Consider the following 20,926-nt stretch of genomic DNA (forward strand, 5'->3'; position numbering starts at 1 on the left):
GCGGGTTCCTCGACTTACAACGGCTTGACGGTGAACAGGCCGTCGTCGTGGCCTTCTTCGGAGCCACCGTAGACTTGCTCGGCAACCGTACGGATCTTGCTGCCACGGGCTTGCAGAATCTGGTCCATGGCACCGGCAAACCAGCCGGTGAACATATAGTCGACCTTGCGCCCGACCTTGCCGTAGACGTAGACAAATGCGGAGTGTTCGAGCTTGACGCTGGCAGTGCCCTTGTCGAGGTCGATGTCCTGGATCTTGAAAAGACCCCAGCCACGTTGCGACAGGCGCTTCATGTAGTGCTCGAATACAGCAACGCCTTCCAGGCCGTGGCATTCAGCTTCTTTTTCACACCAGTGCCAGGCGGATTTGTAGCCGGCCTTGTAGAGGATTTCGGCGTAGGCTTCGGCGCCCAGCACTTCCTCGATGCCCATGTGGTTGTTGACGAAGAAATGACGCGGCACGTACAGCATTGGCAGGGCGTCGGAGGTCCAGACACCGGTTTCGCTGTCGACTTCGATTGGCAATTGCGGGGCGATTTTAGCCATGGGTAAAGCTCCAGAATTCGATGTTTTGAGGCGATATGTAGCAGCTGGCGAGCCTGCGAGGCTGCGTTGGGCTGCGAAGCGGCCCCGAGGGCGGTCCTGCGGACCGCAACGCAGCCTCGTACCTCGGCAGCTGCTACAGGAATCGATGTTTGTAAGTGGGCTTACTCGCCCCAGACGTCTTTGAGGACGTTCACCCAGTTTTCGCCCATGATCTTGCGCACCACGCGCTCGGAATGGCCGCGCTTGAGCAGGGTTTCGGTCAGGTTCGGGAACTCGCCCACGGTGCGGATGCCCAGCGGATTGATGATCTTGCCGAAGCTGGTCAGGCGGCGGGCGTAGCCCTTGTCATGGGTCAGGTATTCGAAGAAGTCCTGGCCGTGGCCCTGGGTGAAGTCGGTGCCGATACCGATAGCGTCTTCGCCGACGATATTCATCACGTACTCGATGGCTTCGGCGTAATCGTCGATGGTCGAATCGATGCCTTTGGCCAGGAACGGCGCGAACATGGTCACGCCGACGAAACCGCCGTGATCGGCGATGAACTTCAGTTCTTCATCGGACTTGTTGCGCGGGTGAATTTTCAGACCCGATGGCAGGCAATGGGAGTAACACACCGGTTTTTTCGATTCGAGAATGACTTCTTCTGAGGTTTTCGAGCCAACGTGGGACAGGTCGCACATGACGCCAACACGGTTCATCTCGGCAACGATTTCACGACCGAAACCGGACAAGCCGCCATCGCGCTCGTAGCAGCCGGTGCCGACCAGGTTTTGGGTGTTGTAGCACATCTGCACAATACCGACGCCCAGCTGCTTGAACACCTCGACATAACCGATCTGGTCCTCAAAGGCGTGAGCATTCTGGAAGCCGAACAGGATCCCGGTCTTGCCCTGCTCTTTGGCTTTGCGGATGTCGGCGGTGGTGCGCACCGGAATCACCAGGTCGCTGTTCTCGCGAATCAGCTTCTGGCTGGCGGCGATGTTGTTGACAGTCGCCTGGAAGCCCTCCCACACCGAAACGGTGCAGTTGGCCGCGGTCAGACCGCCCTTGCGCATGTCTTCGAACAGTTCACGGTTCCACTTGGCAATAATCAGCCCGTCGATAACGATGCTGTCGGCGTGCAATTCGGCTGGGCTCATCAGGCTGTCCCCTATTAGCGATTCATGCGCCGAATCGTGTGCCGGCGCTTTGGGGCCAGCATATGCCTCGGTGCCTTGGTAGCCGGGTGCAAAAACGACAGGGGGTTTGCCGAAAGCGTCAATCCGCGACAAAGGGTCGCCATCGGACATCTCGGGCCACCTGTTCAAGGACCTGCGCATCGGCCAGAATTCGCTGCTTTACTGAATGCACTATTGGATTGGGGCGGCGGCGCAATGAAATCGATCTTCCTGGCATTGGCACTGATAGCGACCAGCGTACACGCGGTTGAAGAGTCCGAAGACAACCCTTGCGACAAAGTCGAAAACGACATCCAGACCCTGGAATGCTCGGCCTACAGCAGAACCGCCGCCGAAGACTTGTTGAAGAACAACTACCAAAGCCTGGCCGAGCGCATGCAAACGGCCTACGGCAAGAACCCGGCACAACTGGCCGACATCACCGCCAAGCTCAAGGTCGCCCAGCAGCAATGGCTGAAGACCCGGGATGCGGATTGCGCGGTTGAGGTTTTTCCAGCGACGAGCGGTAGCAAGGCATTCACGATTGCGCAGAATGATTGCGTGGCGCGGATGAGTGATGAGCGGTCGGAATTTTTGGAGTCGATTGGGCAGGAGTGATGCGTTAAAGCGCCTGCCACACCGACTCAAGAGTGGTCAGCAGTTTTTTGCTGGCCGTTTTATCGATTTCCAGATCGGCGCCACAGACTCTCCACTCGGAAAAAGCATCTAGCGTTTGTTCTATGTAGCGTTCGGGCGCAAGGAAACTGAAAGGTTTGCACACCTCAATGAGAGCCTTGCGTGTGGGTTTGCCTCTTCCCGCGAAGGCTGTGGTGTGTTCGTTGCCGCGCCCTGCGGTACTGGAAAATGTCAGGTCGTACGCCGGCGCCATTTTCCAGCCATCCTTGCCGCCGAAAAAAGAGAAGTTCTTCGCGTGATCGTCATGGTTATGAGCCAGAGCGTTGAACACCATCAGTCGGGCCATTTTCTCGACCTCGGCCGCGTCCTTGGTCATTGCCCAGGTCGCTCGCAGTAAGTCACTGTAATCGAGGCTAGGTTTACGAAAATCGGCGTACAGAATCGCCGCCGCGGTCAGCATGTGGCGCTTGGTACCTTCTGCCCGATCAAAGCGTTTGGTGGCAAAGAATCGTTCTTCGCCCTTATTGGTTTCTACCTGAAACAATTGCGACTCGGAAATTTCGATCCCTGCCCGATGGGCCATCAATGCATAAACCTGCTCTATGGCGCCGCTGTCACGATGCTCCTCTTCACTGCGAAACTTGATTAACCAGTGTTCATAACCCACGGGCATTTCGCCAAACGACGAAATAGCGCGATGTTTGTCCGGTGAAAGACCAATCACCGCTTTAGGTCGTGCACCACCGGGGGAACCGCCCGCCAATCGCAGAGAACTGATGACCTCGTCAGTGCTGCCTGAAAGTATCGTTTGTGAAGCCTCGTATAGAGCAGCCAAGTCGAGGTCTTCGTCTGCTTCAACGGCTTCGAACATCGGCGCGTATTCAAGCGCGCCCATGCTGCGATTGCCCATATAGGCCAGTCGATCCAGCGGGCCAATTTTGTGACGCTCGACGCCCAACTGACTGCGAAAGAAGCGATCCATGAGTAGCAATCCCCAGCCGTCGGGCAAAGAATCGCTGAACGCGCCGTGCAAGCTGTCGAACAGCAAGGGGTCAGCCGCACTCTGGGGCTTGACCGAAAAATCCATATGAAACGGCGCGAGGTTAAATCCTTTTGCCAGCCAGCCGGGATCATAAGAAAAGAACACCCCCCTACGAGGAATGGCGACAAGCTCACCGACGCGTGATCCTTGAAGCATAACGCTGAGTGCATTGACGTTTTTCATTGTCGGCCACGAGCCCTTTCGTAGTTTTTCAGTTCCTGGAGTGTCAGCGACTGGGTTGAGGCAAACAAATTCGTTAGCGGTTCCTCCGCCCCGAGGCAAATTGCGATCAGCAACAAGCCATCAAGGGAGATCTTTCCGGTCGTTTCAAAACGCTTGATATTCGACTCAGGGACACCTGATTTTTGCGCGAGCGTGCGTCGCGAAAGGTTTTTTCCGAGTCTCAGACGCTTGGCATTCCCGGCAATCTGTAAAGCGATCTCTCCAGGGGAGTAGAGGATATGGGTAAGGGCCATGATTCGACCTCAAGTGGAGTGTGAGCAAGTGTAGCAGCGCGATCGGCAATCAACATTTAAAGGATAATATTTTGACTTATATATCGTAAATAATTACTTAATAGACAACATTTGAACCTTTATTCATATTCAAAAACACCTTCCTACCTATTACGCACCCGTTACGTTTATTCTTTGAGCTATAAGCTGCACATCATCAACCGGGAAAGGGACTCAAATGAAAATCTGCGGCATCGAAATCAAAGGCAGCGAAGCGATCATCGCCTTGGCCTCCCTCGACGATCAGGTGCTGACCCACGTCGCTCTGGCCACCAAGAAAATAGCCCTCGACGATGACGAGGACGCGGCGAACGTAAAAGTCTTTGCCGCTCAGGTCGCGTCGTTTGTGCGTGAGAATTCCATCGACCGGATCGCGATCAAGAAGCGCAGCAAGAAAGGCGAGTTTGCCGGTGGGCCGACCACGTTCAAGATCGAAGGGATTGTTCAGTTGCTGGAGAGTTGCGAGGTGACGCTGCTGTCGCCACAGACGATCAATGCGCAGAGCAAGAAGTTTGATTTTGAGCTGCCGGCGACGCTGAACAAGTATCAGCATGAAGCCTACAAAGCAGCCTGCTCGGCCTTGATGAAGAAGTAACGCCCTCCACCGATCGTTCCCTCGCTCTGCGTGGGAACGATCAACGATCAACTACGCTTTGGCGGTGCGCCGGTCTTCTCGCGGACACCGCTCAAACTTCGCCCGATAGCTACGCGTGAAATACGACGGCGATTCAAACCCGCACGCAATGCTTACCTCCAGCACACTCATATCCGTCTGCCGCAGCAACTGCCGCGCCTTTTCCAACCGTAAACGCAGGTAAAAATTGCTCGGCGTATCGTTCAGGTGCAGCCGAAACAATCGCTCCAGCTGTCGCCGCGTCACCTTGATCGATTCCGCCAGCGCAAGCGTGCTCAGTGGTGGCTCGCTGTGCTGTTCCATCTCGCCGATGACGTGCACCAGCTTCTTGTTGCGGATGCCATAGCGCGTGGCGACTTCCATGCGTTGGTGGTCTTTGCGTGGGCGGATGCGGCCGAGCACGAATTGTTCGCTGACCTGGATCGCCAGTTCCGGGCCGTGGGCCTGGGCGATGAGGTCGAGCATCAGGTCGATGGAGGCGGTGCCGCCAGCCGAGGTGATGCGGCGGCGGTCGATTTCGAACAGCTCCTGGGTGACGCTGAGCTGCGGATAGGATTCCTTGAACGCGTCGATGGCTTCCCAGTGCAGGGTCAGGCGATGGCCGTCGAGCAGACCGGCTTCGGCGAGGATAAAACTGCCGGTGTCGATGGCGCCGAGGGTCACGCCTTCGTTGTCGAGGCGACGCAACCAGTGCTCCAGCGCCGGGGTGGCAAATTTCAGTGGTTCGAAACCTGCCACGACTAGCAGGATCGCGCCTTTCTTCAGTGGCTCCAGCGTCGCGTCGGCGTTGACCGACATACCGTTGCTGGCCAGCACCGCCCCACCGTCAGCACTCAATACGTGCCAGCGATACAGCTCGCCGCGAAAGCGGTTGGCGACCCGCAGCGGTTCGATGGCCGAAATAAATCCAATGGCCGAGAAACCCGGCATCAACAAGAAGTAGAAATCCTGGGACATGGAGCGCACTCGCTTAGCAGGTAACAAGAGGCCAGGTAACGAGAGGGCGGGCAGCGTAGGGACGTTGATACCCCACTTGCAACAGGCATTCAAGAGGACAGGTCGCTGCAGTGCAATAGCTGGTCGCCGTAGTGCGTGTTCATAGGGCCTGAGCTGCGTAACGTGGCATCACCGGCGCGCAAAGATGACCGGACCCACAATAACGAACTGCCGAGGAACCTGAGATGAAACGACTGATCAGCAGCTGTGTTCTTGCACTCAGCGGTACCGCTTTGCTGAGCGCCAGTGTCATGGCCGCCGAACCCGCGTCGTGCCAGAACGTGCGCATGGGCGTAGTGAACTGGACTGACGTAATCGCCACCAGCGCCATGACCCAGGTCCTGCTCGACGGCCTCGGCTATAACACCAAACAAACCAGTGCGTCGCAGCAAATCATCTTCGCCGGGATCCGCGACCAGCGTCTGGACTTGTTCCTCGGTTACTGGAACCCGCTGATGACCCAGACCATCACACCGTTCGTCGATGGCAACCAGGTCAAAGTGCTTGAAGCGCCAAGCCTCAAAGACGCCCGCGCCACCCTCGCCGTACCGACTTACCTCGCCGACAAGGGCCTGAAAACCTTCGCCGACATCGCCAAGTTCGAGAAAGAACTGGGCGGCAAGATCTACGGCATCGAACCAGGCTCGGGCGCCAACACCCAGATCAAGGCGATGATCGCCAAGAACCAGTTTGGCCTGGGCAAGTTCCAGCTGGTCGAGTCCAGCGAAGCCGGCATGCTCGCGGCAGTGGATCGCGCCGTGCGCCGTAACGAGGCCGTGGTGTTCTTCGGCTGGGCGCCACACCCGATGAACGTCAACGTCAAGATGACCTATCTCACCGGCAGCGACGACGCCCTGGGCCCGAACGAAGGCATGGCCACCGTCTGGACCGTCACTGCACCGAAATACGCCGAGCAATGCCCGAACATCGGCCGCTTGCTGAGCAACCTGACCTATACCGCCGAAGACGAGAGCCGGATGATGCAGCCACTGCTGGATCACAAGGACGCCTTCGAATCGGCCAGGCAATGGCTGAAAGATCACCCGCAAGACAAACAGCGCTGGCTCGAAGGCGTCACCACCTTCGACGGCAAACCGGCGGCTGAAAACCTGAAACTGACCAGTAAATAAACCTGAATCGAACCACCGATTCGCAGCCCGACCGGGCTGCGAACGGGGTCATTACGCCCTGCCTTTCTCCTAAAAAGCACTTGCCTGTAAGGAACCGCCCAATGAACCACGACGTCATCATCACCTGCGCACTCACCGGTGCTGGCGACACGACCAGCAAGAGCCCACACGTGCCGGTCACCCCGAAACAAATCGCCGCCGCCGCCGTGGAAGCCGCCAAGGCTGGCGCCACCGTGGTCCACTGCCACGTGCGTAACCCCGAAACCGGCAAGTTCAGCCGCGACGTGGCGCTGTACCGTGAAGTGATGGAGCGCATCCGCGAGGCCGACGTCGACATCATCGTCAACCTTACCGCTGGGATGGGCGGCGACCTGGAAATCGGCGCCGGCGAGAACCCGATGGAGTTCGGCCCGAACACCGACCTGGTCGGCCCGCTGACCCGTCTGGCGCATGTCGAAGAACTGCTGCCGGAAATCTGCACCCTCGATTGCGGCACCCTGAACTTCGGCGATGGCGACACTATTTACGTGTCCACCCCGGCCCAGCTGCGTGCCGGCGCCAAACGCATTCAAGAGCTGGGCGTGAAAGCCGAGCTGGAAATTTTCGACACCGGTCACCTGTGGTTCGCCAAACAGTTGATCAAGGAAGGCCTGCTCGACGACCCGCTGTTCCAGCTGTGCCTGGGCATCCCGTGGGGCGCGCCGGCGGACACCACGACCATGAAAGCCATGGTCGACAACCTGCCGGCCAATGCGGTGTGGGCAGGGTTCGGCATTGGTCGCATGCAGATGCCAATGGCCGCGCAAGCGGTGTTGCTCGGCGGCAACGTGCGGGTCGGCCTGGAAGACAACATCTGGCTGGACAAAGGCGTACTGGCGACCAACGGCCAACTGGTCGAGCGTGCCAGCGAAATTCTCAGCCGACTTGGTGCCCGCGTGCTGACCCCGGCGGAAGGTCGCATAAAAATGGGGCTGACCAAGCGCGGTTAACTGCTAACAACTCTTTCCAACTGTGGGAGCAAGCCTGCTCGCGATGGGGCCGTCACATCCGGCATCTCTGCCGACTGACACTGCGCAATCGCGATCAGGCTCGCTCACACAGGGGATCACCGAATACTTTCAGGACGTCGCCATGACCTTCATCACCGAAATCAAAACCTTCGCAGCCCTGGGCAGCGGTGTCATCGGCAGCGGCTGGGTGTCCCGCGCCCTCGCCCATGGTCTCGACGTCGTCGCCTGGGACCCCGCGCCGGGTGCCGAAGCCGCCCTGCGCAAACGCGTCGCCAATGCCTGGGGCGCACTGGAGAAACAAGGCCTGGCACCGGGCGCTTCCCAGGATCGCTTGCGCTTTGTCGCGACGATTGAAGAATGCGTGCGCGATGCCGACTTCATTCAGGAAAGCGCCCCCGAGCGTCTCGAGCTGAAACTGGAACTTCACAGCAAAATCAGCGCGGCGGCCAAGCCCAATACCTTGATCGGCTCCAGCACATCGGGCCTGTTGCCGAGCGAGTTCTACGAAAGTGCGACACACCCTGAACGCTGCGTGGTCGGGCACCCGTTCAATCCGGTTTACCTGCTGCCGCTGGTGGAAGTGGTCGGCGGCAAAAACACCGCGCCTGAAGCGATTCAAGCGGCAATGAAAGTGTATGAATCCTTGGGCATGCGTCCGCTGCATGTGCGCAAGGAAGTCCCCGGATTTATCGCCGACCGCTTGCTCGAAGCGCTCTGGCGGGAGGCGCTGCATCTGGTAAACGACGGTGTGGCGACCACCGGTGAAATCGATGACGCGATTCGTTTTGGCGCGGGCTTGCGCTGGTCGTTCATGGGCACGTTCCTGACCTACACCCTGGCGGGTGGCGATGCCGGGATGCGCCACTTCATGGCACAGTTCGGGCCGGCCTTGCAGTTGCCGTGGACCTACCTGCCCGCGCCGGAGCTGACCGACAAATTGATTGATGATGTGGTGGATGGCACCACTGATCAGCTGGGGACCCACAGTATTTCGGCGCTGGAGCGCTATCGTGATGATTGTTTGCTGGCGGTGCTTGAGGCGGTGAAGACCACCAAAGAGAAGCATGGGATGACCTTCAGCGAGTAACCCGCCGCACTGATCGTTCCTACGCTCCGCGCGGGAATGCCTCAATGGACGCTCTGCGTCCGCTCTTGGGACGCAGAGCGTCCCGGGCTGCATCCCCACGCGGAGCGTGGGGACGATCATCCCGATCATGCCTGGAGAGAAACATGCCCACCCTCACCACCTACCAGACCCGCATCATCCCCGACTGGGTCGACTATAACGGCCACTTGCGCGACGCGTTCTACCTGCTGATTTTCAGCTACGCTACCGACGCGCTGATGGATCGCCTCGGCATGGACAGCAATAACCGCGAAGCCAGCGGCCACTCGCTGTTTACCTTGGAACTGCACCTCAATTACCTGCACGAAGTGAAGCTCGACGCCGACGTCGAAGTGCATACGCAGATCATTGGCCACGACAGCAAACGCTTGCACCTCTATCACAGCCTCCATCTTGTGGGAGATGACAAGGAACTGGCCGGCAATGAGCAGATGCTGCTTCACGTCGAGCTCGCCGGGCCACGATCCGCACCGTTCAGCGAACTGTCACTGAGCAAGCTGCAAGCCATCGTTGCCGAGCAAGCCGACCTGCCTGCCCCTGAGTACATTGGCCGAGTGATCGCTTTACCCAAAAAAAAATAACAAGGAGATCGCCATTGAACACCGCCGCTGCTTTTGCCGACTTCCGTACTTATCCGTTGATCAGCGCGCTCGTAGGCGTGCAATCCTTGGCGGACCGAATTCTGGTGAAGTGGGCCGATCATCGCGTCAGCCCCTTTCATCACCAATGGTTGCGGGACAATTGCCCGTGCCCGAAATGCGTCTATACCGTGACCCGCGAGCAAGTGCTGGAAATCGTCGATGTCGCGCAAAACCTGATACCGAGCGGGGCTAGCGTCGATATTGAAGGTTGTCTCAGCGTCGAGTGGGAAGATGGCCATCTCAGCCGCTACGACCCGGGCTGGTTGCGCGCCCATGCCTATGACGATGAATCCCGCGCCGAACGCCAGGCCGGCAAACCCAAAGCACGGCTTTGGCGCAGCGATTTGCAGTTGCCGGTGTTCGATTACCAGGCGTTGATGAACGACAACAACGCCCTGCTGCAATGGCTGCTGGCGGTGCGCGATGTCGGTCTGACCCAGGTTCGCGGTGTACCGACTGAGCCGGGCTCGCTGAAACTGATTGCCCAGCGAATTTCCTTCATCCGCGAGAGCAATTTCGGTGTGCTGTTCAACGTGCAATCCAAGGCCGATGCCGACAGCAATGCCTACACCGCTTTCAACCTGCCGTTGCACAGCGATCTGCCCACCCGGGAGCTGCAACCGGGGTTGCAATTTCTGCATTGCCTGGTCAATGACGCCGACGGTGGCGAGAGTATTTTTGTCGACGGTTTTGCCATTGCCGACGCCCTGCGTGAAGAGGATCCAGAGGCGTTTAACAGTCTTTGCGAAATCCCTGTGGAATTCCGCAACAAGGACCGTCACAGCGACTACCGCTGCCTGGCGCCGATCATTGCGCTGGATGCGTTGGGACAGGTATCGGAAATCCGCATGGCGAATTTTCTGCGCGGGCCGTTTGATGCCTCCGTGGAGCAGATGCCCAAGTTGTATCACGCCTACCGGCGTTTCATTGCGATGACCCGAGAAGCGCGGTACCGGGTGATGACGCGGCTCAATCCCGGCGAACTGTGGTGCTTTGATAATCGCCGCACGCTGCATGCCCGCAATGCGTTCGACCCCGCCAGCGGCGCCCGGCATTTCCAAGGCTGCTACGTTGACCGTGATGAGTTGTTGTCGCGGATCCTTGTGCTGCAACGCTAGACCGCGTCATCGTTCATCGCGAGCAGGCTCGCTCCCACAATTGACCGAGTTCTTTCAGAGGAGTGCGGTTGAGTGTGGGAGTGAGCCTGCTCGCGATGGCGTCCGTCCAGACAACATATTCCCAACTGATTTACAGGCAAAAAAAACCCCGATCAAGCCGTGACAAGATCGGGGCTGAGGAGGGTACTGTCGAGGAGCCGTTGCGCGAGGGTGACCAAACCTTCGTGTTGCCAGCTGAGTCCAGTGTGCCCACTCCCTTGACTCGCGAGTTAGCCGAAAACGACATGCTCATAGGTATTGCGGCCATTGCGACAAATCGCCCTTGCCGCCACCGCATCCCCCTACGAGAATCGAGCCAAGACACCGTTCCCTGAAGAAGGATTGCGTCATGATGTACGCCGATTTGATCGACCAGGAAGACCTGTTGGGCCAGCTCAAGGCGTTGGGATTTGCAGTGCCCCCGGGGGCCACCGCCGAGCAAGCTTGCGAATGCGCGGTACGGGGCCTGAATAACGAAAGGGCAATTGAGCTGCGGACCATGGTCAAGCAGATGTACACCAGCAGCGCGACCATCCTGCCGGCGGTGCGTCAGGCCATCGATAGGCAATTGCTGCCGGCATTGGCGGAGTATCAGCAGAGTCGCAGTGCCTGATAGATCCAATCGCGAGCAGGCTCGCTCCCACAGTTGACCGCATTCCTTTGAGAGAACTCGGTCAATGTGGGAGTGAGCCTGCTCGCGATGAAGCCCGCTCGGTTTAAAGCCGTACGCTAGCGAAAGTCGACTCGTTCCGCGCCTGACTCAACGCCGACAACGGCCCGGACAGAGGTGACAGCACCAGTGCTTGCGGCAGCGGCATCATCGCCACCTGTTGCGTGGTGTTGGAACCTACACGTTCGTCACGCGGTGGAATGCCGAAGTATTCGCGGTAGCACTTGGAGAAGTGCGGCGTGGAAACAAAGCCGCACACCGACGCCACTTCGATGATCGACATCGGCGTTTGCTTGAGCAACTGCCGGGCGCGGATCAGGCGCAGTTTCAGGTAGTAACGCGAAGGCGAGCAGTGCAGGTATTTCTGGAACAACCGCTCAAGCTGTCGACGCGAAACAGCGACGTACACCGCCAATTCATCAAGGTCAATCGGCTCTTCGAGGTTGGCCTCCATCAGCGCCACGATTTCCTGCAACTTCGGCTGGTTGGTCCCGAGCATGTGCTTGAGCGGCACGCGCTGGTGATCCTGCTCGTTGCGGATACGTTCGTAGACAAACATTTCCGAGATCGCGGCGGACAGTTCACGGCCGTGATCGCGGCTGATCAGGTGCAGCATCATGTCCAGTGGCGCGGTGCCGCCGGAACTGGTGAAACGGTTACGGTCCAGGGTGAACAAACGCGTGCTCATGACCACCCGCGGGAAGGCTTCCTGCATCGAGGCCAGGCATTCCCAATGCACGCTGCAATCAAAACCGTCCAGCAGGCCGGCACAGGCCAGGGCCCAACTGCCGGTACAGACCGCGCCCAGACGACGGGACTGACGTGCCTGGCTTTGCAGCCATGACACGTGCTCACGGGTAACAGTGCGTTGGATACCGATACCGCCGCAGACGATGATGGTGTCCAGGGCCGGCGCTTTATGCATGGAGCAGTCGGGGGTGATCTGCAGGCCGTCACTGGCCCAGACCTGGCCGCCATCGACTGTCATAGTGGTCCAGCGATACAGCTCGCGTCCGGACAATTGGTTGGCCATGCGCAGGGGTTCTACTGCGGAGGCCAGAGAAATCAGCGTGAAATTGTCCAGCAGCAAAAAGCCAATGGATTGAGGCGCACGGTTCTGGGGTTGGGCCCCGGAGTTGAACGTCGTCATCGCGGTATCTCCTCACACAAAGCGGGTGATGGCCTCAGGCGGAGGCTCTTTTTATTGCCATCGTTCTCGGGTGGGAGACGGGCTTTGTAATGACAGAGCAATTGCCATGCCTAAAATTGAATGCGCGTTCAATAACTCCTGAAAACGACGTCGGAATGTGTCTGCATATGACATGCGTGGAGCAGAGGATAAAAGTGCCATTAGGCGAGGCAAGCGCCCCGCCCCGTTGGCGGTGAGCAAATCGGTAGCACTTGTGGGAACAGGGCTGCGAGCTGCCGGGAACGAGTGTCACCGCAGGCACGGGTGACGGGTGGTCAGGGTTGTTTTGGATCCCTGATCTCGGGAAAGGCGCTTATCTGTAAGCGACGCGCCAAAAGGTGGCGCAATTGGGATCAGGTGTTCACTTAGCGCGCAGTTTTGACTGGTCTGGCGCCTTCGCGGGCAAGCCCGCTCCCACATTTGATCTCTGCGGTACACAACACCATGCCCACTGGAGATCTAATGTGGGAGCGGGCTTGCTCGCGAAGCAGACAACTCGGAATTACTGACTCAGCACTCCACCGCGCTAACCGCCAACCCACCCCGGGATGTCTCTTTATATTTGTCATGCATATCGGCGCCGGTATCGCGCATGGTGCGGATCACGCGGTCCAGCGAGATAAAGTGCTGACCATCCCCCCGCAGCGCCATCTGTGCCGCGTTGATCGCTTTCACCGCCGCAATCGCGTTGCGTTCGATGCACGGCACTTGGACCAGCCCGCCCACCGGGTCGCAGGTCAGACCGAGGTTGTGTTCCAGACCGATTTCGGCGGCGTTGCACAGCTGTTCCGGCGTGGCGCCGAGAATCTCTGCCAACCCCGCCGCTGCCATGGCGCAGGCCGAACCGACCTCACCCTGGCAACCGACTTCGGCACCGGAAATCGAAGCGTTCTTTTTGCACAGAATCCCCACGGCTGCGGCGCTGAGGAAATAGTCGACCACGTTGGCGTCCGTCACCGCTTCGCTGAACTTCATAAAGTAGTGCAACACCGCCGGAATGATCCCCGCCGCGCCGTTGGTCGGTGCTGTCACCATGCGCCCGCCGGCGGCGTTCTCTTCGTTGACCGCCAGCGCGAACAGGTTGACCCATTCCATGGCGCTCAAGGTCGAGCCGATCACATTCGGTTTGCCCAGCTCCTGCAAGCTGCGGTGCAATTTCGCTGCGCGACGACGCACATTCAAGCCGCCGGGCAAGATGCCTTCGTGCTTGAGACCCTGGTCGACGCAATCTTGCATGGCGCGCCAAAGCTTCATCAGGCCGGCGCGGATTTCTTCTTCACTGCGCCAGACCTTTTCGTTGGCCATCATCAATTCAGCCACGCGCAGGTTGTGCGTCTGGCACAGGCTCAACAGTTCGACGGCGCTGGAAAAATCGTACGGCAACTCGGTGCGATCCAGATCGACCACGCCACTGGACGCCTGGGCTTCATCCACGACAAAACCGCCGCCGACGGAATAGTAGGTGTCGCGATGCAACTCGCCATGATCACCCTCGACGATCAGGGTCATGGCATTGGGGTGGAACGGCAGGTTTTCGTCGATCAGGCGCATGTCGCGGGCCCAGACGAAGGGCACCGACAAGCGACCGTCGAGGAGCAATGTGTCGGTTTCGCGCAGGGTGGCGATGCGGATCCCGATTTGCGACGGTTCGATCGCGTCCGGCCACTCCCCCATCAAGCCCATGATCACCGCGTTGTCGCTGCCGTGACCGATGCCGGTGGCCGACAGCGAACCGTAGAGCTGGACTTCAACGCGGCGCACTTGATCCAGCAAATGCCTTTCGCGCAGCGACTCAACAAACAGCGCGGCGGCCCGCATAGGCCCCACGGTGTGCGAACTGGAAGGACCGATGCCGATTTTGAACAGGTCGAAAACACTGATAGCCATTACTGCCGAACTCCTGGATGTGCCGACTCCAGACGCAAAAAGCGCCCAGTGGCGGAGCTGCTACGCTCAAGCTGCAATCCGCCGAGATGGCCGCATCATCAGGCTTTTGTCATGTCGTTCGACGTCTCACACCGACGCACTCATGCCCACTAACGCCGCAGGGCGGCGACGCAATGTTTTCGCCGTTTTTTAGCGGATCAGCGGGAAAAAAAGGGCTGAAAAAAGCTGTAAACGACGTCACCGACACTGGATGCGACCCTCCCTGTACTGGTTACGACGCACCCTGTAGGCGTCAGATTTTCACTGGTACATGATCGTATCGACTCGATTGCAAGGCGCCGTGGTAGAGCTGTCTCCAAAACGCCACCCAACCGCAACCTATAAGTGCGGTGGTCCAGTCGGAACACTGCCAAAAAAAACACCAAGGAGTCCATCCATGAAAGGTTCCCCGTCGTTGTTGTTGGCCGCAATGCTGAGTCTGCCGTTACTGGCTCAAGCTGCAGAACCCGCTCAGTGCAGTACCGTAAACTTCTCCGATGTTGGCTGGACCGACATTACCGCGACGACCGCCACCACCAGCGTCGTGCTCAATGCCCTCGGCTACAAGACCAAAACCACGATGATTTCCGTGCCGGTGACCTACAAGTCCCTCGCCGACGGCAAGAACATGGACATCTTCCTGGGGAACTGGATGCCGACCATGGAAAACGACATCAAGGCCTACCGCGATGCCGGCACGGTCGACGTCGTGCGCACCAACCTGACAGGCGCCAAGTACACCCTCGCCGTGCCGCAAGCGCTGTACGACAAAGGACTGCATGACTTCGCCGACATCCCTAAATTCAAGAAAGAACTCGACGGCAAAATCTACGGTATCGAGCCCGGAAACGACGGCAATCGCCTGATCCAGAGTATGATCGACAAGAACGCCTTCGGCCTTAAAGACGCTGGTTTCAAAGTGGTCGAGTCCAGCGAAGCCGGCATGTTGTCGCAGGTCGATCGCGCGCAGAAGCGCGACACCGCCGTGGTCTTCCTCGGCTGGGCCCCCCACCCGATGAACAAGCGCTTCAAGATTCAATACCTGACCGGTGGTGACGACTTCTTCGGCCCCGACTTCGGCGCCGCCACCGTGGCAACCAACACCCGCAAGGGTTACACCCAGGAATGCAGCAACGTCGGCCAACTGCTGAAGAACCTGGAATTTACCGTCGACATGGAAAGCGCTCTGATGGGCAACATCCTGGACGACAAGATGAAGCCTGACGCGGCCGCCAAGGCCTGGCTGAAAAACAATCCACAGGTCCTCGATACCTGGCTCGCTGGCGTGACCACCATTGACGGTAAACCTGGCCTGGAGGCCGTGAAAGCCAAGCTCGCTCAGTAATCGCTTATGCCGGGCGGTTTCGGCCGTCCGGGCTGTTTATTTCCTTGCATGCGGACGTTCACTACCATGCTGATTGATCAGAAAATCCCTTTAGGCCAGTACATCGCAGGCTTCGTTGAATGGTTGACGCAACACGGCGCCAACACCTTCGACGCAATCGCGATAACCCTGGAAACGATGATCCACGGCGTGACTTTTGCGCTGACCTGGTTCAACCCGCTGGCATTGATCGGCCTTATCGCGCTACTGGCACACTTCATACAACGAAAGTGGGGACTAACGGCTTTCGTCGTCGCCTCCTTCCTGCTGATCCTCAACCTGGGGTACTGGCAGGAAACCATGGAAACCCTCGCCCAAGTGCTGTTCGCCACCCTGGTCTGCGTGGTCATCGGCGTGCCGTTGGGCATCGTCGCCGCGCACAAACCGATGTTCTACACAATGATGCGTCCGGTGCTCGATCTGATGCAGACCGTGCCGACCTTCGTGTACCTCATTCCTACCCTGACCCTCTTCGGTCTGGGTGTGGTCCCGGGCCTGATCTCGACGGTGGTGTTCGCGATTGCCGCGCCTATCCGCCTGACTTACCTGGGCATTCGCGATGTTCCACAGGAACTGATGGACGCCGGCAAAGCCTTCGGCTGCTCGCGCCGTCAACTGCTCTCACGGATTGAACTGCCCCACGCCATGCCAAGCATCGCGGCCGGCATCACCCAGTGCATCATGCTGTCGCTGTCGATGGTAGTGATCGCGGCACTGGTGGGCGCCGACGGCCTGGGCAAACCCGTGGTCAACGCACTGAACACTGCTGATATCGCCCTGGGCTTCGAAGCGGGCCTGGCGATCGTATTGCTGGCGATCATGCTCGACCGTATCTGCAAACAACCCGACGCTAAAGTAGGGGGTGACGCATGAGCATTATTCGCTTCGAAGACGTCGACGTAATCTTCTCCAGAGACCCGCGTGAGGCGCTCAAGCTTCTCGACCAAGGCATGACCCGCGACCAGATCCTGAAAAAGACCGGGCAGATTGTCGGCGTTGAAAAAGCCAGCCTGGACATCGAAAAAGGTGAAATCTGCGTACTGATGGGCCTGTCCGGCTCAGGAAAATCCAGCCTGCTGCGCTGCATCAACGGCCTCAACACCGTCAGCCGTGGCAAGTTGTTCGTCGAGCACGAAGGCAAGCAGATCGACATCGCCTCGTGCACCCCGGCGGAACTGAAAATGATGCGCACCAAGCGCATTGCGATGGTGTTCCAGAAGTTCGCCCTGATGCCTTGGCTGACGGTGCGCGAGAACATCAGTTTCGGCCTGGAAATGCAGGGTCGCCCGGAAAAAGAACGGCGCAAGCTGGTGGACGACAAGCTGGAGCTGGTGGGCCTGACCCAGTGGCGCAACAAGAAACCCGACGAGCTCTCCGGCGGTATGCAGCAACGCGTGGGTCTGGCTCGCGCCTTGGCGATGGACGCCGACATTCTGCTGATGGACGAACCGTTCTCGGCACTCGACCCGCTGATCCGCCAGGGCCTGCAAGACGAATTGCTGGAACTGCAAAACAAACTCAGCAAGACCATCGTGTTCGTGAGCCACGACCTCGATGAAGCCCTGAAGCTCGGCAGCCGTATTGCGATCATGAAAGACGGCCGGATCATTCAATACAGCAAGCCGGAAGAGATCGTGTTGAACCCGGCGGACGACTACGTGCGGACCTTCGTTGCGCACACCAATCCGCTGAACGTGTTGTGCGGCCGCAGCCTGATGCGCACGTTGGATAACTGCAAGCGCATCAACGGTTCAGTCTGCCTCGATCCGGGCGGCGATTCGTGGCTGGACCTGGCCGAAGGCAACACTATCAAAGGCGCCCGCCAGAACGGCTTGAGCCTGGACCTGCAGAACTGGATTCCAGGGCAAGCGGTTGAAGGCCTGGGACGTCGGCCGACACTGGTGGACTCCAACATCGGCATGCGCGATGCGCTGCAGATTCGATATCAGACCGGCAATAAACTGGTGCTGCACGACAACCAGAAAGTGGTCGGGATTCTGGGTGACAGCGAGCTGTATCACGCACTGCTCGGCAAGAACCTGGGGTAAGGCAACAGACACAAAAACGCCGCGAGAGATCGCGGCGTTTTTGTTTATCGGGACAGCGGGCGATGCCGTGTTGAAGTTGGAGGCCTCATCGCCAGCAGGCTGGCTCCCACAAGGGAATGCATTCCAATGTGGGAGCCAGCCTGCTGGCGATGAGGCCGACGCGGTGCTTCAGACTGAAACACCGCGTCGCTTACAACTCAGCTATAGACCCGGCCAAGGAGTTGCCGATGGCTTTCAAACTGATCGAGCACGTCACGAGTGATCTGATCCTGGGTGAAGCCCATCAAGTCGTAATCCTGGCTGCCGTTGTGCAGGTACACCTCGGCGCGGTAGTAGCGCGCACGCGGTTCATCAGCGCTTTCAGCCGACACTGTGTCACTCGCCGCCGCCAGATAGCCATCCAGGCTCACTTCGTAGACAAAAGGGTTACCCTCTTCCATCTCGATCCGCACGCCCATGCAGCGTTTGGACTTGCCCAGCAACGTCTGCACATCCAGCCCCTGAGCACGCAATTGCACCGTCGCAACTTCCAGCGCCGGGCTGACTTGCTTGTCCATGAAACGCTGGACGATCGACTGGTTCGGCTGCAAGTCCAGCTGAGTCAAACGCTCGCTGAAACCACGACGACCGCGCGCAGCCAATTCCGCTTGCTCCTGTTCGATCTGCACATCCTGGCGCATGGCCTTGTGCAAGCCGAACATGAAGCACACCAGTACCACCGAGAACGGCAGACCGGCCAGCACCACCATGGTTTGCATGGCTTCGAAGTTACCGGCGAACAGCAGGCCGATGGTCACGAGGGTGATCACCGCCGACCAGAAGATCCGCAGCCAGTGCGGCGCATCCTCGTCGACGTTGCCGCCCTTGCACGAAAGGTTGGCCATCATCACCGCGCCGGAATCCGCCGGGGTCAGGAACAGTACGAAACCGACAAAAATCGACACGCCGATCACAACCTTCGACGCCGGATAATGTTCAAGCAGTTGGTAAATCGCCATGGATGGCTGTTCAAGCGCCGTCTTCCCAAGCTCCACCGCCCCATGGTTCATCACCAGGTCCAGGGCCGAGTTACCGAAGATCGACAGCCACGCCAGGGTGAAGCCCAACGGGATCAGCAGTACGCCGGCCACCAGTTCACGCACCGTGCGGCCACGGGAAATACGCGCGATGAACATGCCCACGAATGGCGCCCAGGAAATCCACCAGGCCCAGTAGAACAGGGTCCACAGGCCCAACCAGCGGTCGGACTTCTCACTGTCGCCTTCGTACACGTAGAGGTCGAAGGTTTTCAGGACCACGCCATTCAGGTAGTCACCGATGTTCTGCACGAAGCCGTTGAGCAGGTGCAGGGTCGGGCCGAACAGCAGGACGAAAATCAGCAGACCGCTGAACAGCACGATGTTCAGGTTGGACAGACGGCGGATACCGTTTTCCACGCCCGACACGGCGGCGATGGTCGCCACGGTGCTCATCACGATGATCACGATCAGCAGGTTGGTGTTGCTGTGTTCCATGCCGAACAGGTTTTCCAGCCCGGACGACACCTGCAACGAACCAATCCCCAGGTTCGTCACCAGCCCCAACAGGGTCACGAACATGCCAAAACCGTCCACCGCATGACCGGCCGCGCCTTTGACCCAGCGTTCGCCCACCAACGGATACAACGCCGAACGCAACGCCAGCGGCTGGTTGTGCCGGTAAGCAAAGTAGGCAACGGCCAGACCGACCAGTGCGTAAATCGCCCAGCCATGCAGGCCCCAGTGCAGGAACGTCAGCTGCACGGCCTGACGCGCCGCCATGTTGCTGGCGGCCACGCCTTCCGGTGGATTGAAGTAGTGGTCCAGTGGCTCGGAGGCCCCGAAGTACAACAGCGAGATGCCGATACCCGAGGAGAACAACATCCCCGCCCAGGCGCCGTAGCTGAAGTCCGGGGTATCGTCCTTGCTGCCCAGCTTGAGCTTGCCGTAGGAGGAAAACGCCAGGCCCACCACGAACACCAGGTAAGCGGCGATGACTACCATGTAGTACCAGCCGAAGCTGCGGGACAACCAGGCCTGAGCTATACCGAGCAATCTGCCGGCCTCTTGCGGGGCGATGATCAGAATGGCGGTCAACAACAGGATCAGCGCGGTAGAGGTGTAGAACACCCAACCGTTGACCGTCACCTTATCGGGTGGGGTCTTTATTAGAGAGGCAGAACTCATGGCACAGATGCTCCGGCAGTGCGAGAGAAGAACACAAGGCAACGCGATACCCGACCAATCGGTTAGTGGGCAGCCGACCGGCGGGTGATATAAAGACACCCCGAAAAAAGCCCGAAACCCTTGGAACGCCTGCGCGTATAGGTTTCGAGCATTTTTGGATGTCGGTTTATCGCCATTTACGCGTAGGCAAAATCAGTAAGCAGCGACGAATTGTCGCAGATCTTATTCTTTGTTGATTGAACGTTCAATCAAAACAAAATAGACTGGCCCTCAATCCGGTAGCCGCTTGACGTCCACCGGAAGGCCTAAGGAGATGTGCAAGATGCCCAAGGTCGGTATGCAACCCATCCGCCGCCAGCAATTGATCGAAGCCACATTGCAGGCCGTCGATCAGGTCGGCATGGGGGACGCCAGCATTGCGCTGATCGCCCGTTTGGCCGGTGTCTCGAATGGCATCATCAGTCACTACTTTCAGGACAAGAATGGCCTGATCGCCGCCACCATGGGGTACCTGATGACTGTCCTCAGCGAGAACGTCACCGCGCGCCGACTGGCGCTGACAGATGAAAGCCCGCGGGCGCATCTGCAGGTGATCATCGAAGGCAACTTCGACGCCAGCCAGGTCAATGGCCCGGCAATGAAAACCTGGCTGGCCTTCTGGGCCACCAGCATGCACCAGCCGTCTTTGCACAGGTTGCAGCGGATCAACGATCACCGTCTGTATTCCAACCTGTGCTGCCAGTTCCGCCGTGTATTGCCGCTCGATGATGCGCGCAGTGCAGCCCGTGGCCTGGCAGCCCTCATCGACGGATTGTGGTTGCGCGGTGCGTTGTCGGGAGACGCTTTCGACACCGGGCAGGCGCAACAGATCGCTTACGAATACATGGATATCCAACTGGCCAAGCGGGTGAGTTAG

20 protein-coding genes are annotated in these 20,926 nt (G+C 58.8%); 12 read left to right on the forward strand and 8 right to left on the reverse strand.

The window, feature by feature from the left end; translation table 11 throughout:
• Positions 1-14 precede the first annotated feature (14 nt).
• Positions 15-545, reverse strand: coding sequence for a DUF5943 domain-containing protein (locus PMI22_RS07210; RefSeq protein WP_007947752.1), 531 nt, complete (start codon positions 543-545; stop codon positions 15-17).
• A gap of 161 nt (positions 546-706) precedes the next feature.
• Positions 707-1,684 carry a dipeptidase gene (locus PMI22_RS07205; RefSeq protein ID WP_033049556.1) on the reverse strand — a complete coding sequence of 326 codons (978 nt, stop codon included), beginning with the start codon at positions 1,682-1,684 and terminating at the stop codon, positions 707-709.
• 234 nt (positions 1,685-1,918) lie between these two features.
• Between PMI22_RS07205 and PMI22_RS07200 the strand changes: the two genes are divergently transcribed.
• A complete protein-coding gene (locus tag PMI22_RS07200; protein WP_007947754.1) occupies positions 1,919-2,320 on the forward strand; it encodes a lysozyme inhibitor LprI family protein in 402 nt (133 codons plus the stop codon).
• A 4-nt stretch (positions 2,321-2,324) separates the two neighbouring features.
• Here PMI22_RS07200 and PMI22_RS07195 read toward each other — a convergent pair whose 3' ends face one another.
• Together PMI22_RS07195 and PMI22_RS07190 are read right to left on the reverse strand one after the other, a co-directional pair.
• Positions 2,325-3,563, reverse strand: coding sequence for a type II toxin-antitoxin system HipA family toxin (locus PMI22_RS07195; protein WP_007947755.1), 1,239 nt, complete (start codon positions 3,561-3,563; stop codon positions 2,325-2,327).
• Positions 3,560-3,856: a helix-turn-helix domain-containing protein gene (locus PMI22_RS07190; RefSeq protein WP_007947756.1), complete on the reverse strand. Its 297-nt coding sequence runs from the start codon at positions 3,854-3,856 to the stop codon at positions 3,560-3,562. The genes PMI22_RS07195 and PMI22_RS07190 overlap by 4 nt, the downstream gene beginning before the upstream one ends.
• A 217-nt stretch (positions 3,857-4,073) precedes the next feature.
• On the opposite strand from PMI22_RS07190, the gene PMI22_RS07185 reads away from it, so the two are divergent.
• Positions 4,074-4,490 (forward strand): DUF3010 family protein, encoded by a 417-nt coding sequence (locus PMI22_RS07185; RefSeq protein ID WP_007947757.1) that lies wholly within the window; start codon positions 4,074-4,076, stop codon positions 4,488-4,490.
• 51 nt (positions 4,491-4,541) lie between these two features.
• Here PMI22_RS07185 and PMI22_RS07180 read toward each other — a convergent pair whose 3' ends face one another.
• Positions 4,542-5,486: a GlxA family transcriptional regulator gene (locus PMI22_RS07180; RefSeq protein WP_007947758.1), complete on the reverse strand. Its 945-nt coding sequence runs from the start codon at positions 5,484-5,486 to the stop codon at positions 4,542-4,544.
• Between the two features lie 224 nt (positions 5,487-5,710).
• On the opposite strand from PMI22_RS07180, the gene choX reads away from it, so the two are divergent.
• From choX to PMI22_RS07145, 6 genes are all read left to right on the forward strand, one after another.
• Positions 5,711-6,655, forward strand: a complete 945-nt coding sequence (gene choX, locus PMI22_RS07175; protein ID WP_007947759.1) for a choline ABC transporter substrate-binding protein — start codon at positions 5,711-5,713, stop codon at positions 6,653-6,655.
• Between the two features lie 101 nt (positions 6,656-6,756).
• Complete coding sequence (locus PMI22_RS07170) at positions 6,757-7,644, forward strand: 3-keto-5-aminohexanoate cleavage protein (protein ID WP_007947761.1); 888 nt, start codon at positions 6,757-6,759, stop codon at positions 7,642-7,644.
• Between the two features lie 142 nt (positions 7,645-7,786).
• The gene (locus PMI22_RS07165) at positions 7,787-8,752 is read left to right on the forward strand and encodes an L-carnitine dehydrogenase (RefSeq protein ID WP_007947762.1); all 966 of its coding nucleotides are present in this window, start codon (positions 7,787-7,789) and stop codon (positions 8,750-8,752) included.
• A 143-nt stretch (positions 8,753-8,895) separates the two neighbouring features.
• Entirely contained in the window at positions 8,896-9,372 is a 477-nt protein-coding gene (locus tag PMI22_RS07160; RefSeq protein WP_007947764.1) for a thioesterase family protein, read from the forward strand.
• Positions 9,373-9,386: 14 nt separating this feature from the next.
• Positions 9,387-10,550 (forward strand): gamma-butyrobetaine dioxygenase, encoded by a 1,164-nt coding sequence (locus PMI22_RS07155; RefSeq protein ID WP_007947765.1) that lies wholly within the window; start codon positions 9,387-9,389, stop codon positions 10,548-10,550.
• 388 nt (positions 10,551-10,938) lie between these two features.
• Positions 10,939-11,202, forward strand: a complete 264-nt coding sequence (locus PMI22_RS07145) for a hypothetical protein (protein ID WP_007947768.1) — start codon at positions 10,939-10,941, stop codon at positions 11,200-11,202.
• A gap of 103 nt (positions 11,203-11,305) precedes the next feature.
• Here the strand turns inward: PMI22_RS07145 and PMI22_RS07140 are convergent, their stop codons facing one another.
• Positions 11,306-12,409: a GlxA family transcriptional regulator gene (locus PMI22_RS07140; protein WP_007947769.1), complete on the reverse strand. Its 1,104-nt coding sequence runs from the start codon at positions 12,407-12,409 to the stop codon at positions 11,306-11,308.
• A gap of 549 nt (positions 12,410-12,958) precedes the next feature.
• Complete coding sequence (locus tag PMI22_RS07135; RefSeq protein ID WP_007947770.1) at positions 12,959-14,335, reverse strand: L-serine ammonia-lyase; 1,377 nt, start codon at positions 14,333-14,335, stop codon at positions 12,959-12,961.
• 436 nt (positions 14,336-14,771) lie between these two features.
• Between PMI22_RS07135 and PMI22_RS07130 the strand changes: the two genes are divergently transcribed.
• The 3 genes from PMI22_RS07130 to choV all read left to right on the forward strand — a co-directional run bounded on the left by PMI22_RS07130 (position 14,772) and on the right by choV (position 17,806).
• A complete protein-coding gene (locus PMI22_RS07130; RefSeq protein ID WP_007947771.1) occupies positions 14,772-15,719 on the forward strand; it encodes a choline ABC transporter substrate-binding protein in 948 nt (315 codons plus the stop codon).
• 66 nt (positions 15,720-15,785) lie between these two features.
• The gene (gene choW, locus PMI22_RS07125; protein ID WP_007947772.1) at positions 15,786-16,631 is read left to right on the forward strand and encodes a choline ABC transporter permease subunit; all 846 of its coding nucleotides are present in this window, start codon (positions 15,786-15,788) and stop codon (positions 16,629-16,631) included.
• The gene (choV, locus tag PMI22_RS07120) at positions 16,628-17,806 is read left to right on the forward strand and encodes a choline ABC transporter ATP-binding protein (RefSeq protein WP_007947773.1); all 1,179 of its coding nucleotides are present in this window, start codon (positions 16,628-16,630) and stop codon (positions 17,804-17,806) included. The genes choW and choV overlap by 4 nt, the downstream gene beginning before the upstream one ends.
• 197 nt (positions 17,807-18,003) lie before the next feature.
• On the opposite strand, the gene PMI22_RS07115 is transcribed toward choV, so the two are convergent.
• Complete coding sequence (locus PMI22_RS07115) at positions 18,004-19,953, reverse strand: BCCT family transporter (protein ID WP_238543977.1); 1,950 nt, start codon at positions 19,951-19,953, stop codon at positions 18,004-18,006.
• 379 nt (positions 19,954-20,332) lie between these two features.
• Here PMI22_RS07115 and betI point away from each other — a divergent pair, with 379 nt between their 5' ends.
• Positions 20,333-20,926: a transcriptional regulator BetI gene (gene betI, locus PMI22_RS07110; RefSeq protein ID WP_007947778.1), complete on the forward strand. Its 594-nt coding sequence runs from the start codon at positions 20,333-20,335 to the stop codon at positions 20,924-20,926.

It is taken from the genome of Pseudomonas sp. GM21 (assembly GCF_000282215.1).
Classification (GTDB): Bacteria; Pseudomonadota; Gammaproteobacteria; order Pseudomonadales; family Pseudomonadaceae; genus Aquipseudomonas.

What these genes read in the sequence shown, in the direction of transcription:
- PMI22_RS07210 (WP_007947752.1), bottom strand. Translation starts at nt 545, where the DNA reads ATGGCTAAAATCGCCCCGCAATTGCCAATCGAAGTCGACAGCGAAACC.
- PMI22_RS07205 (WP_033049556.1), bottom strand. Translation starts at nt 1,684, where the DNA reads ATGAGCCCAGCCGAATTGCACGCCGACAGCATCGTTATCGACGGGCTG.
- PMI22_RS07200 (WP_007947754.1), top strand. Translation starts at nt 1,919, where the DNA reads ATGAAATCGATCTTCCTGGCATTGGCACTGATAGCGACCAGCGTACAC.
- PMI22_RS07195 (WP_007947755.1), bottom strand. Translation starts at nt 3,563, where the DNA reads ATGAAAAACGTCAATGCACTCAGCGTTATGCTTCAAGGATCACGCGTC.
- PMI22_RS07190 (WP_007947756.1), bottom strand. Translation starts at nt 3,856, where the DNA reads ATGGCCCTTACCCATATCCTCTACTCCCCTGGAGAGATCGCTTTACAG.
- PMI22_RS07185 (WP_007947757.1), top strand. Translation starts at nt 4,074, where the DNA reads ATGAAAATCTGCGGCATCGAAATCAAAGGCAGCGAAGCGATCATCGCC.
- PMI22_RS07180 (WP_007947758.1), bottom strand. Translation starts at nt 5,486, where the DNA reads ATGTCCCAGGATTTCTACTTCTTGTTGATGCCGGGTTTCTCGGCCATT.
- choX (WP_007947759.1), top strand. Translation starts at nt 5,711, where the DNA reads ATGAAACGACTGATCAGCAGCTGTGTTCTTGCACTCAGCGGTACCGCT.
- PMI22_RS07170 (WP_007947761.1), top strand. Translation starts at nt 6,757, where the DNA reads ATGAACCACGACGTCATCATCACCTGCGCACTCACCGGTGCTGGCGAC.
- PMI22_RS07165 (WP_007947762.1), top strand. Translation starts at nt 7,787, where the DNA reads ATGACCTTCATCACCGAAATCAAAACCTTCGCAGCCCTGGGCAGCGGT.
- PMI22_RS07160 (WP_007947764.1), top strand. Translation starts at nt 8,896, where the DNA reads ATGCCCACCCTCACCACCTACCAGACCCGCATCATCCCCGACTGGGTC.
- PMI22_RS07145 (WP_007947768.1), top strand. Translation starts at nt 10,939, where the DNA reads ATGATGTACGCCGATTTGATCGACCAGGAAGACCTGTTGGGCCAGCTC.
- PMI22_RS07140 (WP_007947769.1), bottom strand. Translation starts at nt 12,409, where the DNA reads ATGACGACGTTCAACTCCGGGGCCCAACCCCAGAACCGTGCGCCTCAA.
- PMI22_RS07135 (WP_007947770.1), bottom strand. Translation starts at nt 14,335, where the DNA reads ATGGCTATCAGTGTTTTCGACCTGTTCAAAATCGGCATCGGTCCTTCC.
- PMI22_RS07130 (WP_007947771.1), top strand. Translation starts at nt 14,772, where the DNA reads ATGAAAGGTTCCCCGTCGTTGTTGTTGGCCGCAATGCTGAGTCTGCCG.
- choW (WP_007947772.1), top strand. Translation starts at nt 15,786, where the DNA reads ATGCTGATTGATCAGAAAATCCCTTTAGGCCAGTACATCGCAGGCTTC.
- choV (WP_007947773.1), top strand. Translation starts at nt 16,628, where the DNA reads ATGAGCATTATTCGCTTCGAAGACGTCGACGTAATCTTCTCCAGAGAC.
- betI (WP_007947778.1), top strand. Translation starts at nt 20,333, where the DNA reads ATGCCCAAGGTCGGTATGCAACCCATCCGCCGCCAGCAATTGATCGAA.